Annotated in this window: 19 protein-coding genes and 1 pseudogene; 13 read left to right on the top strand and 7 right to left on the bottom strand. The window is 63.6% G+C overall.

Translation table 11 applies throughout. The features are described from left to right. The first annotated feature begins 115 nt into the window (after nt 1-115). From AC59GX_RS07045 to mprF, 5 genes are all read left to right on the top strand, one after another. Nucleotides 116-976 (top strand): MipA/OmpV family protein, encoded by an 861-nt coding sequence (locus AC59GX_RS07045; protein WP_426279662.1) that lies wholly within the window; start codon nt 116-118, stop codon nt 974-976. Then, the gene (locus AC59GX_RS07040) at nt 977-1,348 is read left to right on the top strand and encodes a hypothetical protein (RefSeq protein ID WP_426279661.1); all 372 of its coding nucleotides are present in this window, start codon (nt 977-979) and stop codon (nt 1,346-1,348) included. Between the two features lie 70 nt (nt 1,349-1,418). Then, on the top strand, nt 1,419-2,108 hold the full coding sequence (locus tag AC59GX_RS07035; protein WP_426279660.1) for an AcvB/VirJ family lysyl-phosphatidylglycerol hydrolase: 690 nt from the start codon (nt 1,419-1,421) through the stop codon (nt 2,106-2,108). 97 nt (nt 2,109-2,205) lie between these two features. Further along, nucleotides 2,206-2,661, top strand: a complete 456-nt coding sequence (locus AC59GX_RS07030) for a DUF2147 domain-containing protein (protein WP_426279659.1) — start codon at nt 2,206-2,208, stop codon at nt 2,659-2,661. Beyond that, complete coding sequence (gene mprF, locus AC59GX_RS07025) at nt 2,654-5,236, top strand: bifunctional lysylphosphatidylglycerol flippase/synthetase MprF (RefSeq protein ID WP_497301367.1); 2,583 nt, start codon at nt 2,654-2,656, stop codon at nt 5,234-5,236. Before AC59GX_RS07030 ends, mprF begins: the two co-directional genes overlap by 8 nt. 54 nt (nt 5,237-5,290) lie before the next feature. Here the strand turns inward: mprF and AC59GX_RS07020 are convergent, their stop codons facing one another. From AC59GX_RS07020 to AC59GX_RS06990, 7 genes are all read right to left on the bottom strand, one after another. After that, nucleotides 5,291-5,809 carry a hypothetical protein gene (locus tag AC59GX_RS07020; RefSeq protein WP_426279657.1) on the bottom strand — a complete coding sequence of 173 codons (519 nt, stop codon included), beginning with the start codon at nt 5,807-5,809 and terminating at the stop codon, nt 5,291-5,293. A gap of 396 nt (nt 5,810-6,205) precedes the next feature. After that, complete coding sequence (locus AC59GX_RS07015; RefSeq protein WP_426279656.1) at nt 6,206-6,931, bottom strand: DUF6629 family protein; 726 nt, start codon at nt 6,929-6,931, stop codon at nt 6,206-6,208. Nucleotides 6,932-7,013: 82 nt separating this feature from the next. Continuing rightward, complete coding sequence (locus AC59GX_RS07010; RefSeq protein WP_426279655.1) at nt 7,014-8,270, bottom strand: cupin domain-containing protein; 1,257 nt, start codon at nt 8,268-8,270, stop codon at nt 7,014-7,016. 39 nt (nt 8,271-8,309) lie between these two features. Continuing rightward, complete coding sequence (locus AC59GX_RS07005) at nt 8,310-8,717, bottom strand: hypothetical protein (RefSeq protein WP_426279654.1); 408 nt, start codon at nt 8,715-8,717, stop codon at nt 8,310-8,312. 17 nt (nt 8,718-8,734) lie between these two features. Continuing rightward, nucleotides 8,735-10,108 carry an efflux transporter outer membrane subunit gene (locus tag AC59GX_RS07000; RefSeq protein WP_426279653.1) on the bottom strand — a complete coding sequence of 458 codons (1,374 nt, stop codon included), beginning with the start codon at nt 10,106-10,108 and terminating at the stop codon, nt 8,735-8,737. Next, a complete protein-coding gene (locus tag AC59GX_RS06995) occupies nt 10,108-13,311 on the bottom strand; it encodes an efflux RND transporter permease subunit (protein WP_426279652.1) in 3,204 nt (1,067 codons plus the stop codon). Before AC59GX_RS06995 ends, AC59GX_RS07000 begins: the two co-directional genes overlap by 1 nt. Then, complete coding sequence (locus AC59GX_RS06990; RefSeq protein WP_426279651.1) at nt 13,308-14,453, bottom strand: efflux RND transporter periplasmic adaptor subunit; 1,146 nt, start codon at nt 14,451-14,453, stop codon at nt 13,308-13,310. The genes AC59GX_RS06995 and AC59GX_RS06990 overlap by 4 nt, the downstream gene beginning before the upstream one ends. Before the next feature lie 396 nt (nt 14,454-14,849). Between AC59GX_RS06990 and AC59GX_RS06985 the strand changes: the two genes are divergently transcribed. From AC59GX_RS06985 to AC59GX_RS06950, 8 genes and pseudogenes are all read left to right on the top strand, one after another. Next, complete coding sequence (locus AC59GX_RS06985; protein ID WP_426279650.1) at nt 14,850-15,272, top strand: hypothetical protein; 423 nt, start codon at nt 14,850-14,852, stop codon at nt 15,270-15,272. Between the two features lie 558 nt (nt 15,273-15,830). Next, on the top strand, nt 15,831-17,108 hold the full coding sequence (locus AC59GX_RS06980) for a sugar MFS transporter (protein ID WP_426279648.1): 1,278 nt from the start codon (nt 15,831-15,833) through the stop codon (nt 17,106-17,108). Further along, nucleotides 17,105-17,841 (top strand): annotated as a pseudogene (locus AC59GX_RS06975) (carbohydrate porin). The gene AC59GX_RS06980 and the pseudogene AC59GX_RS06975 overlap by 4 nt, the downstream one beginning before the upstream one ends. A 55-nt stretch (nt 17,842-17,896) precedes the next feature. Next, on the top strand, nt 17,897-18,889 hold the full coding sequence (gene rsgA, locus AC59GX_RS06970) for a ribosome small subunit-dependent GTPase A (RefSeq protein WP_426279647.1): 993 nt from the start codon (nt 17,897-17,899) through the stop codon (nt 18,887-18,889). 721 nt (nt 18,890-19,610) lie between these two features. After that, complete coding sequence (locus AC59GX_RS06965) at nt 19,611-20,861, top strand: lipoprotein-releasing ABC transporter permease subunit (RefSeq protein ID WP_056489550.1); 1,251 nt, start codon at nt 19,611-19,613, stop codon at nt 20,859-20,861. After that, nucleotides 20,854-21,567: an ABC transporter ATP-binding protein gene (locus tag AC59GX_RS06960; RefSeq protein WP_060527384.1), complete on the top strand. Its 714-nt coding sequence runs from the start codon at nt 20,854-20,856 to the stop codon at nt 21,565-21,567. The genes AC59GX_RS06965 and AC59GX_RS06960 overlap by 8 nt, the downstream gene beginning before the upstream one ends. Further along, the gene (locus tag AC59GX_RS06955) at nt 21,564-22,160 is read left to right on the top strand and encodes a GNAT family N-acetyltransferase (RefSeq protein WP_426279645.1); all 597 of its coding nucleotides are present in this window, start codon (nt 21,564-21,566) and stop codon (nt 22,158-22,160) included. Before AC59GX_RS06960 ends, AC59GX_RS06955 begins: the two co-directional genes overlap by 4 nt. Beyond that, the gene (locus AC59GX_RS06950) at nt 22,157-22,636 is read left to right on the top strand and encodes a glutathione peroxidase (protein ID WP_426279644.1); all 480 of its coding nucleotides are present in this window, start codon (nt 22,157-22,159) and stop codon (nt 22,634-22,636) included. The genes AC59GX_RS06955 and AC59GX_RS06950 overlap by 4 nt, the downstream gene beginning before the upstream one ends. Nucleotides 22,637-22,851: the final 215 nt, after the last annotated feature.

Here is a 22,851-nt window from a genome sequence, read left to right as displayed (position 1 = left end):
GAGGTTTATTCCGCGCGGACTTCGGGCGGGGGCATGAACTTTCGCTAATGTTCCGGTTAGCACGGGGTAGTGCGCGGACCCGCAAGGCAGTTCCTGTCGAAAGAAGGAATTGATCATGAGGTTGGCCGCACTGTTGTCCGTGATGCTATGCGGGCCTTGTGTCCTTGGCGCTGCCGTGGCGCAGGATCTACCTGCGCGCGCGGTGGACGATACCGACCTCGGCAAGGACCGGATCACGATCGCGGTCGGCCCGGCGATAACGCCGCGATATATCGGATCGCGCGACATGACGGTCATACCGGGCGTCGCGGTGCAGGGGCAGGTCGCGGGCTATTCCTTCAGCACGCAGGGTACCTCGCTATCGGTCGATCTCATCCCTGACGATGGCAAGCCGGGATGGAAGCTTCAGGTGGGACCGATCCTGAACGTACGGCTCGATCGAACGTCGCGGATCGGCAACCGGCAGGTCGCGGCGCTGGGCGACCTGAAGACTGCGTGGGAGCCCGGCGTCTGGGCGGGCATCCAGCGGACCGGCGTAGTTACCAGTCCCTACGACACGCTGTCGGCTAACGTCACATGGCAGCACGACATATCGGGGGCATATGGCGGGTCGGTATTCAGCCCCGCGATCAGCTACGCGACTCCACTGTCGCACAAGGACTACGTCAGTCTTTCGGCCGGCGCCGATCACGTCGGTCGTCGTTTCGGCGCCTATTATTACGACGTGACGGCGCCACAAAGCCTCGCCAGCGGGCTTAGGGCGTATGACGGCGCGGGCAAGGCAGGCTGGAAGGACTGGAACCTTGCCTTGCTCGCGGCACACACGCTGCGCGGTACTTTGACGCATGGGTTCGGTGTATTTGGCACAATAGGCTATTCCCGCTTACTCGGCAGTTATGCCCGGTCCCCGATCGTCGCCGATGTTGGCAGGGCCGACCAATGGTCCGGGGCCGTCGGCTTCAGCCTGACATTCTGAATGGAATATCTTCGTAAAGCCCCGCCGCATGCGCGGCATGTGCGCTCGCCCCGACTTGAGATCCTGTTGGATGAGGAGACGTGCCGGCTGATCTGCCCGATCGCTGCGATGATGGTCGGCGTCTGCCTGACCGGCATCGAACTGCTGCACGTGTCGATCGCGATGGGTGGCAAACAAACGATCGTTGACGATCTGCTCTCGGGCGACGCGCTGTTGTTCCTGATCACCACGCTGGCTTCGTATTTTGCGTTGCGCGTCCAGTCCCGGGTCCGATTGTACCGGCTGGAACGCTTGGCCGACGGGGCCTTCATCGTCGCGATGCTGCTGCTGACAGCAGCCTGCTTCCTCATCACCTATACCCTGAACTCTTGACCGGACGAGTATGACCGCAATGAGACGCCTTCCAGGATCCCGGTTTCGGCGTAGCGTCACAATAGTGCTGATGGCTTTTAGCCTGCTATCGATCGGCAGCGCGGGCTTCGCCTGGTATCTCGGTTATCTGCACGGCCCAATCTATCTTCTCGTGCCGGCAAGCGCGCCCGCCCCACCGTCCGAAGCCGGCACGGTTGCCGTATTCTTTTCGGGCGACACTGGACTGAACGCTGGGATGGGGCGCTCGATCATGCGGCACGTTGCAGGGCAGGGAATCACCGTGATCGGCGTCAATTCGCTTACCGCATTTTCGCACAGACGTTCACCGGATCAGGTGAGCACTATCGTCCGCCATGCCGTTGTTCGAGCGCTCGCGCTGCCCGGGGCAAGGCGGGTCGTCCTTATCGGCCATTCGTTCGGCGCGAACGCATTGTTGTTCGGTCTCCAGACATTGCCGCACCAATTGCGTGTACGGGTTCCCGTCGTCGAATTGATCGTGCCGAGCCAGACGATGCTGTTGCGCGCAACCCCGGGAGGGATCTTCGAATTCGAGAACGACGGTTCGGCGCTGCCTGCGGCCCGGCGGCTCGATTGGGTGCCAGTCCTATGTATTCGTGGCCACGCCGAAGCACAGAGTCTCTGCAAAGGCTGGGACAGCGGTAACGTTCATCAGGTCAGCCTGCCCGGGGATCATTTTCTCGATGAAGATACCACTCTTGTCGCGGCAACGTTGCTAAGGGATATCGCCGTCAATTCCTGATCCCCCGGCGTTTCATTACCAATTGTTCAGCCGCGGCAAAGGCTGGGGCAAGACGCGTCGCGGTACCATTCTTCGACAATCAGTCGAGGAGTCTCTCATGAGGTCGTGGATCGTCGTCTTAACGGCTGCTCTCGTGGTCGGCGTACCGTCAACCGCGATGGCGCAAAGCAGCGCTCCGGCTGGCAGTCCCGCCGCTGGCAATCCGTCCGTAGAGGGCATGTGGATCAATCCGATGCGGACCGTCGTGGTCCGGACCGGGCCGTGCGGTGCGAAGCTGTGTGGATGGATCGCTTGGGCCAACCCGCAGGCGCAGTCGGATGCCAGGGATGGCGGTACCGACACGCTTGTCGGAACCGAGTTGCTGGAGAATTACCAGCGGACCGAGTCCGGAGCCTGGTCAGGCACGGTCTTCGTCGTCGACATGGGCAAGCATCTATATTCGAAAATCGTCCAGACGTCGGCGAACGCGTTGCAGATCAAGGGGTGCATCCTTGGCGGGCTGCTCTGCAAATCGCAGATCTGGACGCGGGTAGATCGGATGCCGGGTGCCTGACCTCCGCGCGTGGTTCGTTCGTCACCGGCTCGCTCTGGGCATCGCAGTCGGATGCGTGCTGATCACGCTGAGCTTTGTCTCGCTCGAAAAACTGACGCGCGACATCAGTTTTGCCGACGTCCGGCATGCGGTGCACACGCTTTCGATCACGCAGATCGTTGCCGCGCTGGCCCTGTCTGCCGGCAGTTATCTGGCGCTGACGTTTTACGACGTGCTGGCGCTCCGCGTGGTAGGGCATCCGCAAAGATGGCGGACGGCAGCATTCGCGTCGTTCACCAGCTACGCGCTCAGTCACAATCTCGGAATGCCGCTTTTGACGGGTGGTGCGGTGCGATACCGCGCCTACGCAGGCGCGGGTCTGGATGGCCCCAGCATCGCCAAGGTGATCGGCATCGCGAGCGGGGCGTTCTGGGCGGGCATCGTGACCGTTGCGGCGGTTGCAGCCGCCTTCGATGCGACGCCATTCGTCGTCATAGGACATGCATTAGGCGTCACTGGCCTTCGTGGGCTTGGTATTGCGGTATTGCTGCTAGGGGTGGCGACCGTCTGGATATCAGGCAGGGTCCGGCAGCCAGTCCTCGTGTTGGACTTTGAACTGCCCGTGCCGCGGCCAGGACAGTCGGTCGCGCTGATCGGGGTGGCAGTGCTCGACGTGCTGTTCTCCAGCGCGGCATTGCTCGTCCTGATCCCGCATCTATCCCCGTCGCTGCTCCCGCTGTTTCTTCTGGCATACGCATGCGCGATCGCGGCGGCTGTAGTCGCGCATGTGCCGGGCGGGATTGGCGTGTTCGAGGCGGCGATGCTGGCGCTGTTGCCGATCGACCGGGCACCGTTGTTCGCGGCGCTGATCGCTTACCGGGTCATCTATTATCTCCTGCCGCTGGCGATCGGTATCGCGATGCTGGCGTGGAGCGAGGGGAGGCGGGTGCGGTCTTCGTTGCGCCTGCTTGGCGAAGCGCGCGACGTGGCGAGCGGGTTGGCGCCGATCGTGCTGAGCGCAGCGACGTTCGTCGGTGGCGGGATGCTGCTGTTGTCGGGATCTCTGCCGGCGTTGCGTGATCGCATGGGCGTGCTGTCGTCGCTGCTGCCGCTGCCGTTCATCGAGGCAAGCCATGTCGCGGCAAGCCTGGTGGGGACGGCGTTGTTGCTGCTGTCGCCGGGGCTGTATCGCCGGCTCGACGGGGCTTTCGTCGCGACCCGCGCGCTGCTGATAGCGGGCGCGGTGTTTTCGCTCGCGAAGGGCATAGATTACGAAGAGGCGATCATATGCCTCACGCTCGCCGGTCTGTTGCAGTGGACCCGCCACGGCTTCTACCGCCGAACGACGATGACCAGCCAACCATTTGGGTTCACCTGGTTCGGATCGGTTGCGACTGTCATCGGCCTCGCGACGTGGGCGGGGTTCTTTGCTTACCGCAAAATTCCCTATTCCAACGACCTGTGGTGGCAATTCACGCTCGACGCCGATGCACCACGGTTTCTGCGCGGCCTGCTGGGAGTATCGATCGTGCTCGGGATCGGCGTTGGCTGGAAGCTGCTGGCTCCCACGGCAGTCGGCCGCCTGGATGCTGTCCCGCTCGATGATCTGGCTGCTGCAAGGACGGTGCTCGATCAGGCCGTGCGGAGCGACGCGATGCTCGCGCTGACCGGCGACAAGCGTTTCATCTTGTCCGCGGATCGCGACGCATTCCTGATGTATCAGGTGCAAGGCGCTACCTGGATCGTGATGGGCGATCCCGTGGGACCGCGGGGAGCTTGGGACGATCTGCTATGGCAGATCAGGGACCTCGTCGATCGCGAGCAGGGCCGCCTCGTGCTCTACGAGATTTCGCCGCCGACGCTCGATCTGGCACTGTCGATGGGATTAAGCGTTGTCAAATATGGTGAGGAGGCACTGGTCCATCTCCCCGGTTTCTCACTCGATCGGCCGTGCCTTCGCGGAATACGTCGATCGGAACGCACGCTGGTCAAGAAGGGCGCGCAGTTCCGGATCGTGCCTGCGGCCGAGCTGGCGGAGATCTTACCCGAACTTTCGATCATCTCCGATGATTGGCTGCGCGCCAAGGGGCAGCAGGAGAAGGGGTTCAGCCTGGGGCGTTTCGATGCCGCGTATCTGGGCAATTTCGACGTCGGCGTAGTCGAACTCTCGGGGCGGCTCATCGCCTTTGCCAATATCTGGGCGATACCCAACAAAGCAGAAATCTCGATCGACCTCATGCGCCACCGCGATGATGCGCCCTCGGGGACGATGGACTTTCTGTTCGCCAACCTGATGCTGTGGGCGAGGGACCAGCATTATACGAGCTTCTCGCTGGGGGTGGCGCCGTTATCGGGTATCGAGGACCGTCGGCTGGCACCGGCATGGGCGCGGATCGCCGCCTTCATTTTCCGCCACGGCGAACGCTTTTACGGCTTCCGCGGGTTGCGTGCGTACAAGGACAAATTCGCGCCCGCCTGGGAACCGCGTTACATTGCCGGGCCGCATGGAATCGCCTTGCTCCAGGCCATGCGGGATCTGCTGAGCCTCGTCGGCAGTCCGGTTAACCCAGCGACGCCTAGCCGGTTTCCCGGCTGAAGTGGCGGGGCGGGGGATGTGGGCGACCCTGTTGGGCGGATCGCCCGTACCCGGTTACTGCGCGGCGAACGTTGCGTCGATCTTGCCGCCGGTTGGGGCTTCGCATTGGCCCTGACCGCCGCCAGTCATACCATCTGATGGACGTATGAGAACGAACCGACAGCGCATCCGACCGTCGCCGCCCTGCAGGTTCGCGAGCACCTTGCCCGAGTAGTGCGTGACGAACTGCTGGCTCGGTCCCCAGTCGTTGAAGCCGCCCCAACCACCCCCGCCCCAACCACCCCAATTGCCGCGGCCGCCACGGCCGCCCCAGCCGATGCCGCCCCAGCCGAGCCATAATGGCGCGAGGTCGTCGACCTGCGTTTCGCTCGTTACCTGGAAGAACGGGCCGGTGTAGCTCGTGCCGTTGGCGAGTACCGCGGTCATTGTCCCATCGCGTGGGCCTTTGGCGGTCCAGTTGAAGACCGCGGATTCACCAGGAACCTGCGAATCGCCGACACCCGACCCCATGGTCGTGCATCCTGCGAGCATCGTCGCAGCCAAGGCTGCGACGATGATAGCGTGAGACCTCACGACGCAGTCGTCGATGATGCAATGTAGGGAGCGGCCGCGTGCTGGTTCGCCGCATGGGTTGGGAGAACCCTTTGCTGGCATTCGTCGACGACCGTCTTCGAGCACGGAGGGTAGGCTCTCAGTCCTGCCGCTGAAGCAGGCGAGCCCGAACCGCCGAGCGAGGCGACCAGAATGCCGCCCGAAACCGCGGCGGCGACAATCAGCGCAGCGCTACGGGCTGCAAGTGTGGACAGGGTAACCATGACGTTTCTCTCTCTTCATGCGGGTCTTGATCGAAGGGCGATGCCCCGGCTCACGACCGTCGACGCTGCATCGTTGCAGCAATCTAGAGATGAGAAGCGATGCTGACGGATGTCTTACAAAGCCTGATTTATTTTGTGCATCCGCGAAGGAATTTCAGGGGCGGGGTGCCGCCGCCAAGCGGGATCCTCGCAACCATGTCAGTAGGAAGGGGGCATGCGGCGTGGACGTGTCGTTGGGTGTGCCGATGTTGATCTGCCGACGGTTGAACTGCCAATACAGCATCACGCTCAGGATGGCGGCGTAGAAGCACCAAACCGAGGCGAAGGCATAGCCTTTGACCAGATGGACGATCGTCAGACCGACGACGTTGACGACACCGTACGTCCTGACGACCCGGTGGCTCGACAGCAACAGCGCGCCGCACGTCGCCAGTATGTAGACCACCGATACTATCATGTTGCTGGTGATCGCGTTGCGATATGCGATCGAGAAATGTTCGACGAAGGCATGGATCGGGAACAGGATCAGCCCCGCGATATTCCAGGCGCATACGAACGCGCCGGCTAGGGTCAGTCCAACGATCGCGATACGACGCCAGCCAGGCGGTTCCATCAACGCAACCGCTGCTGGCATGAGCGTTGGCAGGACGCCCAGGGCGTACAGCATGAACAGGAGCACGGCATGGTCGAGCGCAACGCGGCCCAGAATGCCATGGAATGCCAGCCAGACGAGCCCCTCGCAGAATTGATGCCCCGCAAACAACAGCGGTACGGCTGCGAAGAGTAGCGCGCGTGGCTCGCGAACGTGGCGCAGCGTCGCCACACCGATCGTCGCCAGCACGCCGGAAGCGACGAAGCTGGCAGTAGCCGAAAAGCACATGAGCAGTCTTTCTAGCTATTGGCGAGCCAAAGGCCTGCCGTGTTTCCTGCCACAAAGCTAGGAAGGTCTGTTGCTATCAGCGTTAGACCGGCATGACGCCCGGTCCGCCGACGGGAAAATGAGCGATCGTCGACGCGGGAATGTTCAAATGTTGTGCGACGAGGCCGGGTGGCACGTGCGTCAGCCAGTTCGAGAGTGATACCTCCTCGTAGCGATCCGCACGAAATATCTCGAGAAAGACGAGGTCGCCAGTCCCGGTATTCTCGATGTAATGCCCTTGGCTTTTCTTCACATAGCCAACGTCGCCGGCATTGAAGTCCATCGTCGTCGCTTTCGGACCATTGTCGAAGATCGTCATACGTCCTTGGCCTTGCATCCAATATTGCCATTCGTCGGCATTGGGATGCCAGTGGATCTCTCGCAGGCCGCCGGGCTTCACGGTTACGAGTGCCGCTGCGACGGTCTTGGCGATCGGGAAGTTCTGGCTGTCGGCGATCTGGATCGTGCCACCCGTCGTGGAGTGGCGTGGGCTCGATCGGGAAAGGTGGAAGATGACCGGTGCGGCGCCCGGTACGACGTGCGCTGCGGCACGGTCGGCGGCGAGCGTGCCGGGTTCCTGCCCCTGGAAGATCCATTTACTGTTCAGCGGGATCGTCTTGAACGCATCTGCGGGGACGTTGAAGTTCTTGGCCAGAATGTCTGGCGGGATGTGCGCCATGAACTCGCTGAGCAACAGCGTGTTGTTCTCCGACTGCGCGCCATCGTCGAATGCCAACACGAACTCGCAACCTTCGGGGCCAAGTCCTTGGAGAGAATGCGGCAGTCCTGCGGGAAAATACCAGAGATCGCCTGCTTCGACGTCGTCGACGCTGGCCCGACCTTGCGTATCGATGGTGGTGATCCGGCATCGACCACGGGTCATGATCGACCATTCCGCGGTCAGGTGCCAGTGCAGCTCACGAATGCCACCGGCGGAGAGGTGCATGTTGACGCCGGAGATCGTCGTCGAGATCGCGAAGTCGGCTTGCGTGACCTGACGCGCCCAGCCGCCGTTCTGGATACGTTTGTGGGCGTTGTTGAACGATGCCCAGAACATCGGCAAGGTGTCCACGTCGGTCGCTGGGGGGCTCGACGACGAAGGAAACTGATCCGCTAGCGTCGGGTTCTGGGGTCCGATCACCGTATCGTGGGTCGCAGGGTTCTTGGCGGCGTTCAGGGCGCCTTCGGGTGGCAAGTCGGGATTGCCGTATGCTTGGGCCTGAGCGTGTGCAGTAGCGCCGACCGCGACGCCGAGCGCAGTAGCGGCGATCAGGAATTCACGACGTTTCGGATTGTCCATGACGGTGCTCCGGGAGGGGGATTTAACGATTGCGTTTGGTCATCCGTGAGGAACCGGCGGCGTACTGCCGGGACACAGCCGATATTCGGCCCCGTCGCGATCGTTGTGGCGTGAGAGGCTTGTCGTCGAATGAAGCGTAAAGACCTGCGTTTCGGATTGCGCGCGTGCTTCGGTCCCGTCGCCCATCGCCGCGCATGTGGTTCGGACGCGATAGGTCGCTCCGTGGCGCGAGATCAGCGTGCTGTGACACTGACTGGTATGCGGTCCCGACAGCGCATGGCCATCATAGGCAAAGATCGCGGCGAGCGATGGGTCGTTGCACGGCGTACCGGCGCGAACATAGGTTCCCGGCGTGATCGGTAGCGGCCCGCGGTGTAACCCGGTGCTGGCAAATGCAGGCGCTGCGACCAATAGCACCGTCAGGGCGAAAGACGTCGGAGTTTGCATGCTCAATTCCTTGCTGTCTAAGCGCCACCGTCGGCACCGATGAACTGGTACAGCGCGACGCGGTTTTGCAGGTCGGCGAGGGTGATCGCGATCTGCGTCTGCTGTGCGGCGTACAGCGTCCTCTGCGCGATCAGGGCAGCTAGGAACGTCGACGTGCCGATCCTGTATTGTTCGTCTGCAAGCCGATAGCTGGTCGATGCCGCTGCCACGAGCCGCGCCTGGGCCGCGCGTTGCGTGTCGATGGTGCCGCGGCGGGCTAGTTCGTCGGCGACTTCACGGAAGGCGGTCTGGATGGTGTAGCGGTACATCGCCAAGGCGTAGTCGCGTTGCGCTTTGGCGTAGTCGAGGTTGCCGCGGTTTGCCCCACCCAGAATCGGAAGCGTCGCCGCGGAGGCACCGGACGCGCCGAGCGCGCCGCCGGTGAACAACGCGCCGAGCGCGGTGCTGGCAAAACCGAGGATTCCCGTGAGCGAGATCGTCGGGAAGAACGCGGCGCGGGCGGCGCCGATGTTCGCGTTGGCGCCTTCGAGAGCGTGTTCGGCCTGCACGACGTCGGGGCGTTGCAGCAACACCGTCGAGGACAGGCCCGCAGGGACCAGCGCCACCGTCCCGTCAAGGTCGCCGAGCGACGTCGGCAGCTGTGTGTCGGTAACCGGCGTCCCGACGAGCAGCGTGAGTGCGTTGCGATCTTGGGCAAGCTGCGTCGTAAATTGCTCCACGTCCGATTGTGCCTGAGCGACGACGGTCTCCGCATCGGCGACATCGGTGCCGGCGACCAGCCCCGCGGCATGCAGCGACTGGGTCAGCGCAAGGCTGCGGTTGCCGCTTTTCAACGTCTCCTGCGCTACCCCGAGCAGGTCGCGGTCCGACGCAAAGGTCAGATAGGCGCTCGCGGTTTCGGCGATGAGCAGGATGCGGGCCGATCGCATTCCCGCATCGGTCGCGAGATATTGCTGGAACGCTGCCTTGCTGAGATTCTTAAGCCGTCCGAACAGGTCGATCTCGAAACTGCTGATGCCGACATTGGCGGCGAAGGTCTGCGTGTTGCCGGTGGTATTGGTGATCGACCGATCCACCGTCGCCCCTGCGTTCGCCGACACGGTCGGAAGCTGCGACGATCGCTGCACGCGGTATTGCGCGCGCGCCTCTGCGACGTTCGCGACGGTCGCCGCCAGATTCTGGTTGTTGGCGAGCGCTTGCTCGATCAGCGTCCGCAGTCGTGCGCCGCCCATCACGGTGCGCCAGGGAAGACCGGCGGGCTGGTTCGTCGTCGGCGCGTAGGCAGCGCCTGTCGGCCAGGTCGGCGGCGCATCGATCGCGGGACGCAGATAGTGCGGGGTGAGATCGCAACCCGTGACAAGCAACGGGAGCGCGAACAGGATACGGCGCATCAGACGGTCCTCTCGATGCTGCCGGGCCTGGGAGCGGGACCGGGACCGGGTTCGGGCGGGGTCGCTGGGTCGCCGTGGAAAATGCGTGCGACCAGGACAAAGAACAGCGGCACGTAGAAGATCGCGAGGAGCGTCGCCGTCAGGATCCCGCCGACCACCGCCGTCCCGATCGCGATGCGGCTGTTCGCGCCGGCGCCGGTGGCGATCGCAAGCGGGAACGTGCCGGCGATGAACGCGATCGAGGTCATGAGGATTGGCCGGAGTCGCATCTTCGCGGCTTCCACCGCCGCATCGCGGGCATTCCGGCCCTCGGCATGAACAGTGGCCGCGAACTCGACGATCAGGATCGCGTTCTTGGCGGCCAGGCCCATCGTCGTCAGGAGGCCGATCTGGAAATAGATGTTGTTGTCGAGCCCGCGGACCGTCACCGCCAGAACCGCGCCGATCAATCCGAGCGGAACCACGAGCAGGACGGCGAACGGGATCGTCCAGCTTTCGTACAGCGCTGCGAGTGAGAGAAACACGACGAGCAGCGAGAGGCCGTACAGCATCGGCGCTTGGCCGCTCGAGATGTTTTGCTGATACGACAGCGCGCTCCAGGCAAAGCTCGTGCCCGGCGCATATTGCCGCGAAAGCGCCGCCATCCGCAGCATCGCGGTCCCCGAACTGACACCCGCCGCCGGGCTGCCGAGGATTTCATACGAGGACAGCCCGTTGAAGCGGGTGAGCGCGGTCGGCCCCTTTTCCCAGCTGGTCGTCGCGATGCTGGAGAACGGAACCATCGTCGGCGTCGTCGCCGCGGTCGCGATACCACCGTTGCTGACCGCAGAGGTCGAGCGGACGAACCAGTTGGCGAGATCTCCCGGAAGCATGCGGTAGGGTGCGTCGGCCTGCATATAGACCTTCTTCACGCGGCCTCGGTCGATGAAGTCGTTGATGTAGCTGCCACCCCAAGCCGCGCTCAGCGTGGCGGTGGCATCGCTTTCCGCCAGCCCCAGCACGGCGAGCTTCGCCTCGTCGATCGTGACCTTGAGTTGCGACGTATCGGCCAAGGAGTTCGGACGAACGCCAGCGAGCAGCGGATCCTTCCGTGCGGCGCCGATCAGCCGGTCGCGCAATGCTTCGAACGTGTCGATCGGGACACCAGCGGAGTTCTGCAGCTCGAAGGTGAACCCGTTAGCCTGCCCCAAGCCGCTGATCGGCGGCGGCGTAAGCACATAGATCTGCGCATCGCGGATCTTCGCCAGTCCGGCAGTCGCCCGTGCGTTGACCGCGTCGACTGTGTTGGCGGCACCCGTGCGCTGGTCGAACGGTGCCAGCGTCACGAACCCGAGACCGGAATTCTGCGATGAACCGGAGAAATTATAGCCATCGACGGTCAGCACACCCGTCACGTCACGCTTTTCGTTCTGGAGGTAATATTTCTCGATATCCGCGCGCACGCCGTCGGTTCGCGACTGCGCAGCGCCGGTCGGCAGCGTGTATTGAAACAGCGCGATGCCCTGGTCTTCGTTGGGCAAGAAGCCGGTAGGCAGGCGGACGAACAGCAAAGCGAGCACGACGAGGATGCCGGCATAAGCCAGCAGGTACAGCATCGGCCGCGTGATCGCGGTACCGACGCCTCCGACATAGCGGTTGGTCGCACGATCGAACCACCGGTTGAAGCGGGCACCGACGCCGTTGCCGTCGGCCTTGGACTGCCCCGCGGGTCTGAGCAGCGTCGCACACAATGCCGGGGTCAGGACCAGCGCGACCAGGACGGACAGGACCATCGCGGACACGATGGTGACTGAGAACTGGCGATAGATGACGCCGGTCGAGCCACCGAAGAACGCCATCGGCAACAGCACTGCGGACAAGACCATGGCAATGCCGATCAGCGCCGAACTGATCTCGCGCATCGATTTCGACGTTGCGTCCTTCGGTGACAGCCCGTCCGCTTCCATGATGCGTTCGACGTTCTCGACGACGACGATCGCATCGTCGACGAGCAGTCCGATCGCGAGGACCATGCCGAACAAAGTCAGCGTGTTGATCGAATAGCCGAACATCGCGAGGATACCGAACGTCCCCAGCAGCACGACGGGAACCGCGATCGCCGGGATCAGCGTCGCGCGCCAATCCTGCAGGAAGACGAACATGACGATCACGACCAGCACGATCGCCTCGAACAGGGTCTTGACGACGTCTGCGACCGACAGCTTGATGAAATCCGTCGTGTCGCGCGGGTAGACGATCCTGTAGCCCGCCGGCAGATGCGTGGTGAGCTCTGCGACCCGCAGCTTGACCGCCGCCGCCGTCTTGAGCGCGTCGGCTCCAGGCGTGAGCTGGATCGACAGTCCTGCCGCCGGATGGCCGCTATACTGCGCGTCGGTGATGTAGCTGTCGCTGCCCATCTCGACGCGTGCGACGTCGGACAGTCGCACCACGGTACCGTCGATCGCCGTCTTGACGACGATATTGCGAAACTGCTCGGGGGTCTGCAGCCGCGACTTGGCATTGACGATCGCGGTCAGCTGCTGGCCGGCGACCGCAGGCAATTGGCCGAGCTGGCCCGCGGAAATGTCGACATTCTGCGCCAGGACGGCAGCGCCGATGTCGGACGGCATAAGCTCGACCGCGGCCAGCTTCTGGGGTTGCAGCCAGATCCGCATCGCATACCCCGATCCGAACAACTGGGTTTGACCGACACCGGTGACACGGGAGAGGTCATCTTGGAGGTTGCTGACCATCCAGTCGGCGACGTCGGTTTGCGTGGATTTGTTCGTCGTGTCGTACACCCCGACGATCAGCAGAAAGTCGCTGTTCGACTTGGCAACGGTTACGCCTTCCTGTTGCACGACACTGGGCAGGCGCGAGCTCGCTTGGGTCACCTTGTTCTGGACCTGGACCTGCGCAATGTCTGGATCGGTACCCTTGGCGAAGGTGACCGTGATCGCCGCAGACCCGGCCGAGCTCGACGACGAGGAGAAGTACAGCAAACCGTCGATGCCGGTCAGTTGCTGCTCGATGACTTGGGTGACGCTCGATTGTAGGGTCTGTGCACTGGCGCCGGGATAGTTTGCGCTGATGCTGATCGAGGGTGGGGCGATATCGGGATATTGCGCGATCGGCAGCGTCGTGATGCCGAGGATGCCGGCCATCATGATGCCGATCGCGACTACCCAAGCGAAAATGGGCCGATCGATGAAGAACTGGCTCATGGGTTTTGCACCAGCGTCGGCAGTCGCACCGGGACCGGCCTAACGACCGACCCCGGCACTGCGTTATCGGTGCCATCGACGATAAGTCTGTCGCCACGTTTCAGTCCGCGCGTCACCAGCCATGCCTCGCCGACCGCCTGGGCCGCGATCACGGGCGTGGCGACGACGGTATTGCCGGCGCCGAGTACGAGCGCGGTGGCATTGCCCTTGGGATCGCGCGTAATGCCTTGTTGAGGCGCGAGGATACCGTTGGGCGTCACGCCTTGCGGCGCCGCGACGCGGACGAACATGCCGGGTAACAGCAGGCCCTCCGGGTTGGGAAAGCGTGCGCGCAGCGTGACCGTGCCGGCATTCTCGTCGACTGTGACCTCGGTGAATTCCACGGTGCCGGGATGCGGATAGCTGCTGCCATCGGGCAGTTTCAGCGTCACCGTGGTGCTCGACGGCAGCACGCTTCCCTTCGCCAGCGCACGCCGCAAGGTCAGCAAGGCGTCACTCGACTGGACGAGGTCGACATAGATCGGGTCGAGTTGCTGGATCGTGGCCAAGGCGGTCGCCTGGCTCGCCGTTACGAGCGCGCCGGGCGTAACCGCCGATCGGCTTATCCGGCCGCTGATCGGTGCGCGGATCAGCGTGTAACCAAGATTGATACGTGCGGCTTCCAGCGCGGCCGCGCTCTGGTGGATCGTTGCGCGCGCTTCCCGCGCAGCAGCGACGGTGTTGTCGAACTGTTGCTTGCTAACCGCGTCGGGATCGGTGAGCGATCCGTAGCGACTGGCTTGTGCCTGTGCCGCGGCATAGGTTGCCTGCGCGTTCTCCAGCGTTGCCGCAGCCTGGTCTCGACTGGCGCGGAACTGGCTGGGATCGATCCGGTACAGCGGCTGTCCGGCGCGGACGTAAGCGCCTTCCCGAAACAAACGCGCGAGAATTATGCCGTCGACCTGCGGGCGTACGTCGGACTCGGTGGTCGGATTTGTTCGCCCCGTCAGCTCCTGCGTAGTGGTGACGGGTCCCGACGTCAGTGTGACAATGCCGACCTGGGCCGGGTCGTGGGGGGCAGCGGTCTTGGGCGCGTTCGAGCAACTCGCGAGCAACAGGCCAAAAAGGAGCTGGGCAGGGCCCGTACCGAACCGTGTCACCACGTCCGCTGCCGATCCAACGGCGTTGTGTCACCCTCTGGGTTGACGTTCCAGCAGACGGCGACCTTGTTTGATGTTTCGGTCATGTCGAGTTCCTGTCGATCGAAGGATCGGGACGCTGCATCCCGACGAAGACTGGATCGCCTGTCCAAGGCCTCGGGCAAATCATACGTTCGTATGAGTAGGTTAAACGCGGTGCTTCATGACCAATTTCAGGAATGGTTCCGCGAAATTCAGATATAGCGGCAAGACCAAAGTATGGTATCCATCCACGTATTGTCTGTGGTCATGTCTTCCGTGGGATTTGTTTACTTATACGTAGACAGCAATCCGCAAAAACCGCGCCATTGTTGTGCGAAGCCACCAGGAGGTCTTGAAATGTTTATTCAAAGATTCGCTATGAAAGCGCTTTACGCCATGCTCGCATCGGCAGCCGTGGTTCCATTGCTTACCGCGCCCGCGACAGCGGAGTCGAAGAAGTCGATCGCCAAAATGGAGAACTCGCTCTCCGCGGCCGGGTTCATCGTGAAGCCGGCGAACTCGCCCGCTCGGCTGGCCATGCTTGCGCGGCTCCCGAAGGACAAGTTCGCGCGTCGGACGAAGGGCGACATCGTCACCTACGTCTACGCCGACCCGAAGGACTGCAATTGCCTCTACGTTGGATCGCAGTCCGCGTACGGCCGATACCAGCAGGCGGACCAGGCAAAGAACATCGTCGATCAGGAACGCATCGCCGCGGAGGATTATGACGATCCGGCGTGGAACTGGGACAGCTGGGGCAGTTGGGGACCTGGGTTCGGTTTCCGGCATCACGGATGGTGATGGCATGGTCAGCGGTGCGGGGCCGTGAAGCCCCGCACCGTTACCATCGGTTTCGCCGCGTCCATTCGGAGATCAGATCATCTCAGTGCCACTGAAGTATCAGGTGCCCTCAACGGTCGTTGCAACGGATCCGGACGCAACGCTCTTCGTCGAACTTGACGGATCGGCCACCCTTGCGACCGAGCATGGAGCCGGCGTTCCGTCATCGAATGATCGAGTACGGGCGTTGCCGGGACAAGACGGTGTCGGACCTGGCGTGGACGAGAATACCGAGGCCGGCGCTTCGGCCGTGCGCAACCAGTCACTTGCCGTTTTTGGTGCTAATTCGCTGGAGTGGCCATTCGTACTGCCGGTCGTGCCATTACGCGATGCCTATTAGCTGACGCCCACCTCACGGGCGCAAAAGGCACTGTTCAGCAGGGCGGGCTCTTCTTCGATAGCCGCCTGACGCTCGGTCCTGCTTGAAAGCAATCCTTCGCAATCACTTGCCTGCCGTGACGCGGCTGAACGCGCGCCAATGGTCGGCGGCTGTCCAAACCCATCCAAGGATGTTTCATCATGCCTTCAGAGATCGCCACGGCCAGCCGCTCGACCGATCCGAACTCGACCGTTCCGCGATCGCTGGTCTGGCTTGTCATCGGGCTATTCTTCATCTGGGGCGGCGCGACCAGCCTGAACGATATCCTGATACCGAAACTGAAGGGCCTGTTCTCGCTGACCTATACCGAGGTCATGCTGACGCAGTTCGCGTTCTTCATGGCATACTTCATCGTATCGGTGCCCGCTGGAACGCTGGTCGCGCGGATCGGCTATGTTCGGGGCCTGGTCGTCGGACTGGCGGTCATGGCGCTCGGAGCGGTCCTGTTCTGGCCCGCCGCCGGATCCGGCACCTATTGGAGCTTCCTGATCGCACTGTTCGTGCTCGCGGGTGGCATCACGATCCTGCAAGTCGCTGCCAATCCGTTGATCGCAGGGCTCGGCGATCCCGCCGGTGCCAGCAGCCGTCTGACCTTTGCGCAGGCGTTCAATTCGCTCGGGACGACGATCGCACCCTATATCGGCGCGCAGTTGATCCTCGGGTCTGCCGCCAAGGTCGATCCGGCCACAATATCCGCCAGTGCGCTCCCCGCCTTCCGTGCGGCCGAAAGCGAGATCGTCGCTCACATCTATCTCGGGATCGCCGTCGTGTTGGCGGTCATTGCCGTGATATTCTGGACGCAGCGCAAGACGCTGCGTTCGGAACGGCCGGATGAAGTCGGTTTTCGCGACAGCCTCAGGCTCCTGCGCGTGCCGCGCGTACGCTTCGGCGTCATCGCTTTGTTCGCCTATGTCGGCGCCGAGGTTTCGATCGGCAGCGTCCTAGTCAATTACCTCGAGCAGCCGAGCACGCTGGCACTGAGCGCGCAGTCTGCTGGCGAACGGCTGTCCTTCTATTGGGGCGGCGCAATGGTCGGGCGGTTCATTGGCTCCTGGCTGCTCTACCGGATCGCGCCGGGTAGGCTGCTCGCGGTCTTCGCAGGTATCGCGGCGGCGCTGGTCCTGACGTCGATCGTCAGCACCGGCGGCGTCGCGGGCTGGACGCTGATCGCGGTAGGGTTGTTCAATTCGATCATGTTCCCAACGGTGTTCTCGCTGAGTTTGGAAGGGCTTGGGCGCAAGACTGCGGAGGGATCGGGATTGCTCTGCATGGCGATCGTCGGTGGCGCGATCGTGCCGCTGATCACCGGCAGCATCGCCGACGCGTCGACGATCGCGACCGCGTTGATCGTACCCGTCATCTGCTACGGATTGATCGTCGCCTTCGGGCTGTCGGCATCGCGGAAGGTGGCTCAGTGACCCGCCTCCTCACCAGTCTCCTTGCCGCCGGTACGCTGGCCTCGACCATCGGCAGCCAGGCGTATGCCCAGGAAAAGGCGCCCGTTCCCGAGGCCAGCGCCGCGACCGCACCCGCCGACACGCAGCAGGCCACGGCGCCGGTCCCATTGACGGAAGAACCGCCTGCAGCCCGCCCTTCCACGTTGACGGGGGAGTGGGGCAGATTTCGCACCAGCCTGCGTAACGACGGCGTAGACCTGACGGCGAGCTATGGATCGGAGACCGCGGCGAACGTTTCGGGCGGGGACCGCCATCTCGTGCGCGAGACCGGCCAGTTCGTCTTCGGTGCAACCTTCGACGCGGAAAAGCTGATTGGCATTAAGAGCGGCACGTTTCAGGCGACGGTGACCTATCGGCGTGGCAAGGATCTGGGCGCGGCTGCGAATCTCGGCGTCTTGCAACAGGTTCAGGAGGTGTATGGCCGCGGCCAGACCTGGCGGCTGACTCAGTTCTGGTATCAGCAGAGCTTTGCCAACGGTCATGCCGATCTCAAGCTGGGGCGACTAACTCAAGGCGGGACTTTAACGCGTTCTCGTGCGATTTCATGAACCTCAGCTTTTGCGGTTCGCCGGTCGGCAATATCGCCGGCGATTACTGGTATACCTGGCCGGTCAGTCGGTCCGCCTTCAAGCGCACCGCCATTGCGCGGTCGCGTGTGCATACGGCGATGGCAATGCCCTCCGTCGCGGCCTAGACGATAGGCGGTGCGACCGCCGCCGCGTCGCCAGGAAAGATACCGCGCCAAGCTTATGACCGACCAGACTTTGGCAGACCTTGGCTGGACTGCGCATTTTGCGGACCAGCTGACCGAGGACGAGCGTCTCCACGGCCACCCTGTCCGCGTGATGGCGGTGCACCGTGGCAAGATCGCGGTGTCCGGCGCCAAATCGGACGGTTTCGTCTCGCCCTATATCGCCGGTGCGCAGCCCGAGGACGATCACCCGACGGTCGGCGATTGGCTGCTGATCGACAATCGAACGCAGGAGGCGACGCGAGTCCTTCGCCGCATGAACCTGTTCAAGCGACGCTCGCCGGCCGATCCGCGGAAAGATCAGATGATCGCCGCCAATGTCGACACCGTCTTCATCGTCGCATCGTGCAACCAGGATTTCAGCATCGCCCGCCTCGAGCGCTATCTCGTGCTGGCGCGCGAGGTGGGGGTGCCCCCGGTCGTCGTCCTCACCAAGGCCGACCTGACCGACACGCCCGAGGAGTTCGCGGCTGCTGCGCGCGCGATCGAGCCGGGACTGCTCGTCGAAACCGTCGACGGACGCGACCGGGCGGACGTCAAGCGGCTGGCGGCATGGTGCGGCCCCGGCAAGACCGTCGCGTTCCTCGGCTCGTCCGGCGTCGGCAAATCCACGCTCGTCAACGCGTTGCGGGGATCGGACAGCATCGGAACGCAGGCGGTGCGGGTCAAGGACGGTACCGGCCGCCACACGACGACGGTGCGCGAGATGCACCGGCTCGACCAGGGCGGCTGGCTGCTCGACCTGCCCGGTATGCGCGAACTGCAATTGTCGGAGGCCGCGACCGGGCTGGCCGAGGTGTTCGACGATATCGCGCTGCTCGCGCAGGAGTGTCGGTTCGCCGACTGTTCGCACGGGGTGGAGCCGGGGTGCGCGATCCAGGCGGCGATCGCGGCCGGGACGCTGGCGCCGGACCGTTTCGAACGCTGGCGCAAGCTCAACGCGGAGGAAAACGGCGCCGCGTCACGGCTGACGAAGCGCCGGACCCGCTGACGGCCGGGATGCCGTTGGGCATCCCGGCGACGTCCACTGGATAGGAACTTGGACGGATCGACATTCGGCTTGAGGTGCTAGGTCAGCGCTTTTCCTGTCATGCCGGACTGGTTCCGGCATCCACGGTGCCGCAAAATCGATAGCATTTAGCATGCGGAACGGTGGGCCCCGGAGCGAGTCCGGGGTGACTGAGTGGTTTTAGGACCGGCGCGCCTCAAGCTGAATATCGATCAGCCCTAAAGACCGTCGCTATTGGCTCGGCGGCATAGGGCAGGCAGCAAACGAAGATGTTTCAAAGTATAGATCGCTGCGGTGAACTATGCCGGACAAGCAAACGCCCGGACCGTTGCCGATCCGGGCGCCTGCGTGACGATCGCTCGTCAGCCCCCATTTTTTTGCTCTCGCATCTCGTCTTGCGACGGAGCGGAAAAGCAGTCCCCGAACCACGGCCGTTGCCTGTGTCTCAGCGAGTTTGTTGCTAGTTATGTCCGTGGATTTTGTCACGGTCTTTGCGCGGGGCGGCTCACGATTGAACTGCGCCTGTGGCGATTACGCAACAGACCAATCTAGACACTTCCGGATCGGGACCAATTCGCCCCGATACGAGGGGCCGCCGCACCCCCACTCACAGGGCTGACGCACCTGCCCCGACAGTTGCCTCGCAACGGGCCGCGTCCTAGAGCCGCTGCACCCTATCCCTAACGATCGAACCTGGCCGCCCATGATCCTGTCCCGCTACGAACGGATGATAGCCCGCCGCTATCTGCTGCCGGGCAAGGGCGAGGCGTTCATCTTCCTCGTCGCCTCGATAAGCCTGGTCGCGGTCATGCTCGGCGTCGCCGCGCTGGTGATCGTGATGAGCGTGATGAACGGCTTCCGCGCCGAGCTTTTCGACAAGATCGTCGGGCTCAACGGCCATGCGGTGGTGCAGGGCGTCGGTAATCGGCTCCCCGACTGGCGCGAGATCGTCGCGCAGGCGCAGAAGACGCCCGGCGTCACCAGCGCGCTGCCGCTGATCGAACAGCCGCTCGCCGCCACCTATAATGGTCGCGCCGAGGCGGTGCTGGTCCGCGGCATGCGCGTCGACGATATCCGCCGCAATTCGACGATCAGCAACAAGGTCGTGATGGGCTCGCTCCAGTCGATCACGCAAGGCTCCGGCCGGATCGCGATCGGCTCACGCCTCGCCGAATCGCTCGGCGCGCAGGTCGGCTCGGAGATTTCGCTGTTCAGCCCGCAAGGCCAGACGACACCGTTCGGCACCGTCCCGCGGATTGTCAGCTATACGGTCGGCGCGATCTTCGAGATCGGCGTCTATGATTACGACAAGGCGTACATCATCATGCCGATCGAGGATGCGCAGACGCTCCTCCTGATGGGCGACGCGGCCGGCATGGTCGAGCTGAAGACGGTCGACGCGGACCGCGTCGGCGAGATTCTCAAGCCGCTCGCCGACAAGATCGGCGGCAACGCGGTGATCGCCGACTGGCGGACGATGAATGCGCAGCTGTTCGAGGCACTCGCGGTCGAGCGCGTCGCGATGTTCACCGTGCTGTCGATCATCATCCTGGTCGCGGTGTTCAACATCCTCTCGTCGCTGATCATGCTGGTCCGCGCCAAGACGCGCGACATCGCGATCCTGCGGACGATGGGCGCGACGCGTGGCTCGATGATGCGGATCTTCATCGTCGTCGGCACCACCATCGGCGCGCTCGGCACGGTCGCGGGCCTCGTGCTCGGCTTTATCTTCCTGTTCTACCGGCAGGGCGTTGTGAACTTCGTCCAGCTCCTCACCGGCCAGAACCTGTGGGATCCGTCGATCCGCTATCTGACCGAACTCCCGTCGAAGACCGACCCCGTCGAGATCGTCGTGATCGCGCTGATGGCGCTCGTTTTCAGCTTCCTCGCAACGCTCTATCCGGCCTGGAAAGCGGCGAGTACCGACCCCGTGCAGGTGCTGCGTTATGAATGAAGGCCTTCGTATCGACCGTAAGATCGAGAAGTTCGACGATTATGTCCTGCAGACCAGCGGGCTGACCAAGAGCTTCACGCAGGGCGGCGCGACCATCGACGTCCTGCGCGGCGTCGACCTCGCGATCGCACCCGGCGAGATCGTCGCGCTGCTCGGGCCATCGGGCTCGGGCAAGTCGACGCTGTTGCAGGCCGTCGGTCTGCTGGAGGGCGGTTTCCAGGGATCGATCAGGATTGCCGGCACCGAGGCCGCGAAGCTCAACGCGCATGAGCGCACCGTGGTGCGCCGCGACAGCCTCGGCTTCGTCTACCAGTTCCACCACCTGCTGCCGGACTTCAACGCGACCGAGAACGTCGTCCTCCCGCAGCTCGTCCACGGCGCGACGCGGGTCGAGGCGGACAGGCGGGCAGCGGAATTGCTGACCCAGCTAGGCCTCGGCCACCGCCTGACTCACCGCCCGAGCCAGCTTTCCGGCGGCGAGCAACAGCGCGTCGCGGTCGCCCGTGCGCTCGCCAACAAGCCTGCGCTGGTGCTGGCGGACGAGCCGACCGGCAACCTCGACGAACATACCGCCGACATCGTCTTCGCCGAGTTTATCCGGCTGGTCCGCGAACAGGGCACTGCGGCGGTGGTCGCGACGCACAACGAGCGGCTGGCAGCCCGGATGGACCGCGTGCTGCGGCTGCACGAGGGGCGGCTGGCGTGAGCTGGGGCGAGACGCCGACGCTCACCGGGCGTCACGTCACGCTCCGCCCGCTGGTCGCCGACGACATGGATGCGCTGGTCGCGGCGGCGGCGGCGGACAACCTCTGGGACACGTTCTACGCCAACGTCACGATGATGAAGGCGCCCGAACGCTGGCTGGCGGCGGCGTTGCGTGAGCAGGACTTTGGCCGTGCGCGACTGTTCGCGGTGGTGGCTGGCGGGACCGTCGTCGGCACCACGCGCTTCATGCGGATGAACGAAGGAAACAAGCGCCTGGAGATCGGCGGCACCTTCTACGCGAAGGCTGTGCAGCGCACCGGCGTCAACACCGAGGCCAAGCTGATGCTGCTAACCTACGCGTTCGACACACTCGGCTGCGAATGCGTCCAGATCCGCACCGACTCGCTCAACAAGAACTCGCAGCGCGCGATCGAACGCCTCGGCGCCAAGCGCGACGGCGTGCTGCGCGGGCATCAGGTGATGGCCGACGGTCGCTTGCGCGACACCGTCGTCTACAGCATCCTCCGCCACGAATGGCCCGGCGTACGTCAGAACTTGGCGTATCTGCTGGCCCGACACGAGGACCGCCCATGACCGCGATCACCGACTTCACCGTAAAGACCGCCGACGGCACAGCGACTTCGCTCGAACCCCACCGCGGCAAGGTGCTGTTGATCGTAAACACTGCGTCCAAATGCGGCTTCACTCCCCAATATGACGGACTCGAAGCGCTGCATCGCGATTATGCGGAGCGCGGGTTCGAAGTGCTCGCGTTCCCGTGCAACCAGTTCGGCGGGCAGGAGCCGGGTGACGCAGCCGAGATCGCCAACTTTTGCACGCTGACCTACGACGTGACGTTCCCGATCTTCGCGAAGGTGGATGTGAACGGGGCAGGGGCGGACCCGCTGTTCGAGCGGCTGAAGTCGGACGCTCCGGGGGTGCTCGGGTCGAAGGCGATCAAGTGGAACTTCACCAAGTTCCTCATCGGGCGCGCTGGGGCCGTGATGGATCGCTACGCCCCAACGACCAAGCCCGAGGACATCCGCAAGGATATCGAGAAGCTGCTCTAGAAGCAGTCACCTCACACCCAGCGCCACCCCGGCGAAGGCCGGGGCCCAGTTGGAAAGGTCAGAGTAACGAAACGCCGACCTAAGTTAGCAAGGTCCCGCGACTGGACCCCGGCCTGCGCCGGGGGGGGCAGTATGTAGGGCCGTTGCGGGTACCAAAAGTAAGCATGTTCCCCCGCGAAGGCGGGGGCCCAGACTGGACTCCCGCCTTCGCGGGA

It is taken from the genome of Sphingomonas sp. 320_CC (genome assembly GCF_059691795.1).
The sequence above is the reverse complement of the archived record's forward strand: the minus strand, read 5'-3'. Positions and strand labels throughout refer to the sequence as shown.

Excerpts from the sequence above, each read along its gene's own strand:
- AC59GX_RS07045 (WP_426279662.1), top strand. The coding sequence starts at position 116 with ATGAGGTTGGCCGCACTGTTGTCCGTGATGCTATGCGGGCCTTGTGTC.
- AC59GX_RS07040 (WP_426279661.1), top strand. The coding sequence starts at position 977 with ATGGAATATCTTCGTAAAGCCCCGCCGCATGCGCGGCATGTGCGCTCG.
- AC59GX_RS07035 (WP_426279660.1), top strand. The coding sequence starts at position 1,419 with ATGGCTTTTAGCCTGCTATCGATCGGCAGCGCGGGCTTCGCCTGGTAT.
- AC59GX_RS07030 (WP_426279659.1), top strand. The coding sequence starts at position 2,206 with ATGAGGTCGTGGATCGTCGTCTTAACGGCTGCTCTCGTGGTCGGCGTA.
- AC59GX_RS07015 (WP_426279656.1), bottom strand. The coding sequence starts at position 6,931 with ATGTGCTTTTCGGCTACTGCCAGCTTCGTCGCTTCCGGCGTGCTGGCG.
- AC59GX_RS07010 (WP_426279655.1), bottom strand. The coding sequence starts at position 8,270 with ATGGACAATCCGAAACGTCGTGAATTCCTGATCGCCGCTACTGCGCTC.
- AC59GX_RS07005 (WP_426279654.1), bottom strand. The coding sequence starts at position 8,717 with ATGCAAACTCCGACGTCTTTCGCCCTGACGGTGCTATTGGTCGCAGCG.
- AC59GX_RS07000 (WP_426279653.1), bottom strand. The coding sequence starts at position 10,108 with ATGCGCCGTATCCTGTTCGCGCTCCCGTTGCTTGTCACGGGTTGCGAT.
- AC59GX_RS06995 (WP_426279652.1), bottom strand. The coding sequence starts at position 13,311 with ATGAGCCAGTTCTTCATCGATCGGCCCATTTTCGCTTGGGTAGTCGCG.
- AC59GX_RS06985 (WP_426279650.1), top strand. The coding sequence starts at position 14,850 with ATGAAAGCGCTTTACGCCATGCTCGCATCGGCAGCCGTGGTTCCATTG.
- AC59GX_RS06980 (WP_426279648.1), top strand. The coding sequence starts at position 15,831 with ATGCCTTCAGAGATCGCCACGGCCAGCCGCTCGACCGATCCGAACTCG.
- rsgA (WP_426279647.1), top strand. The coding sequence starts at position 17,897 with ATGACCGACCAGACTTTGGCAGACCTTGGCTGGACTGCGCATTTTGCG.
- AC59GX_RS06965 (WP_056489550.1), top strand. The coding sequence starts at position 19,611 with ATGATCCTGTCCCGCTACGAACGGATGATAGCCCGCCGCTATCTGCTG.
- AC59GX_RS06960 (WP_060527384.1), top strand. The coding sequence starts at position 20,854 with ATGAATGAAGGCCTTCGTATCGACCGTAAGATCGAGAAGTTCGACGAT.
- AC59GX_RS06950 (WP_426279644.1), top strand. The coding sequence starts at position 22,157 with ATGACCGCGATCACCGACTTCACCGTAAAGACCGCCGACGGCACAGCG.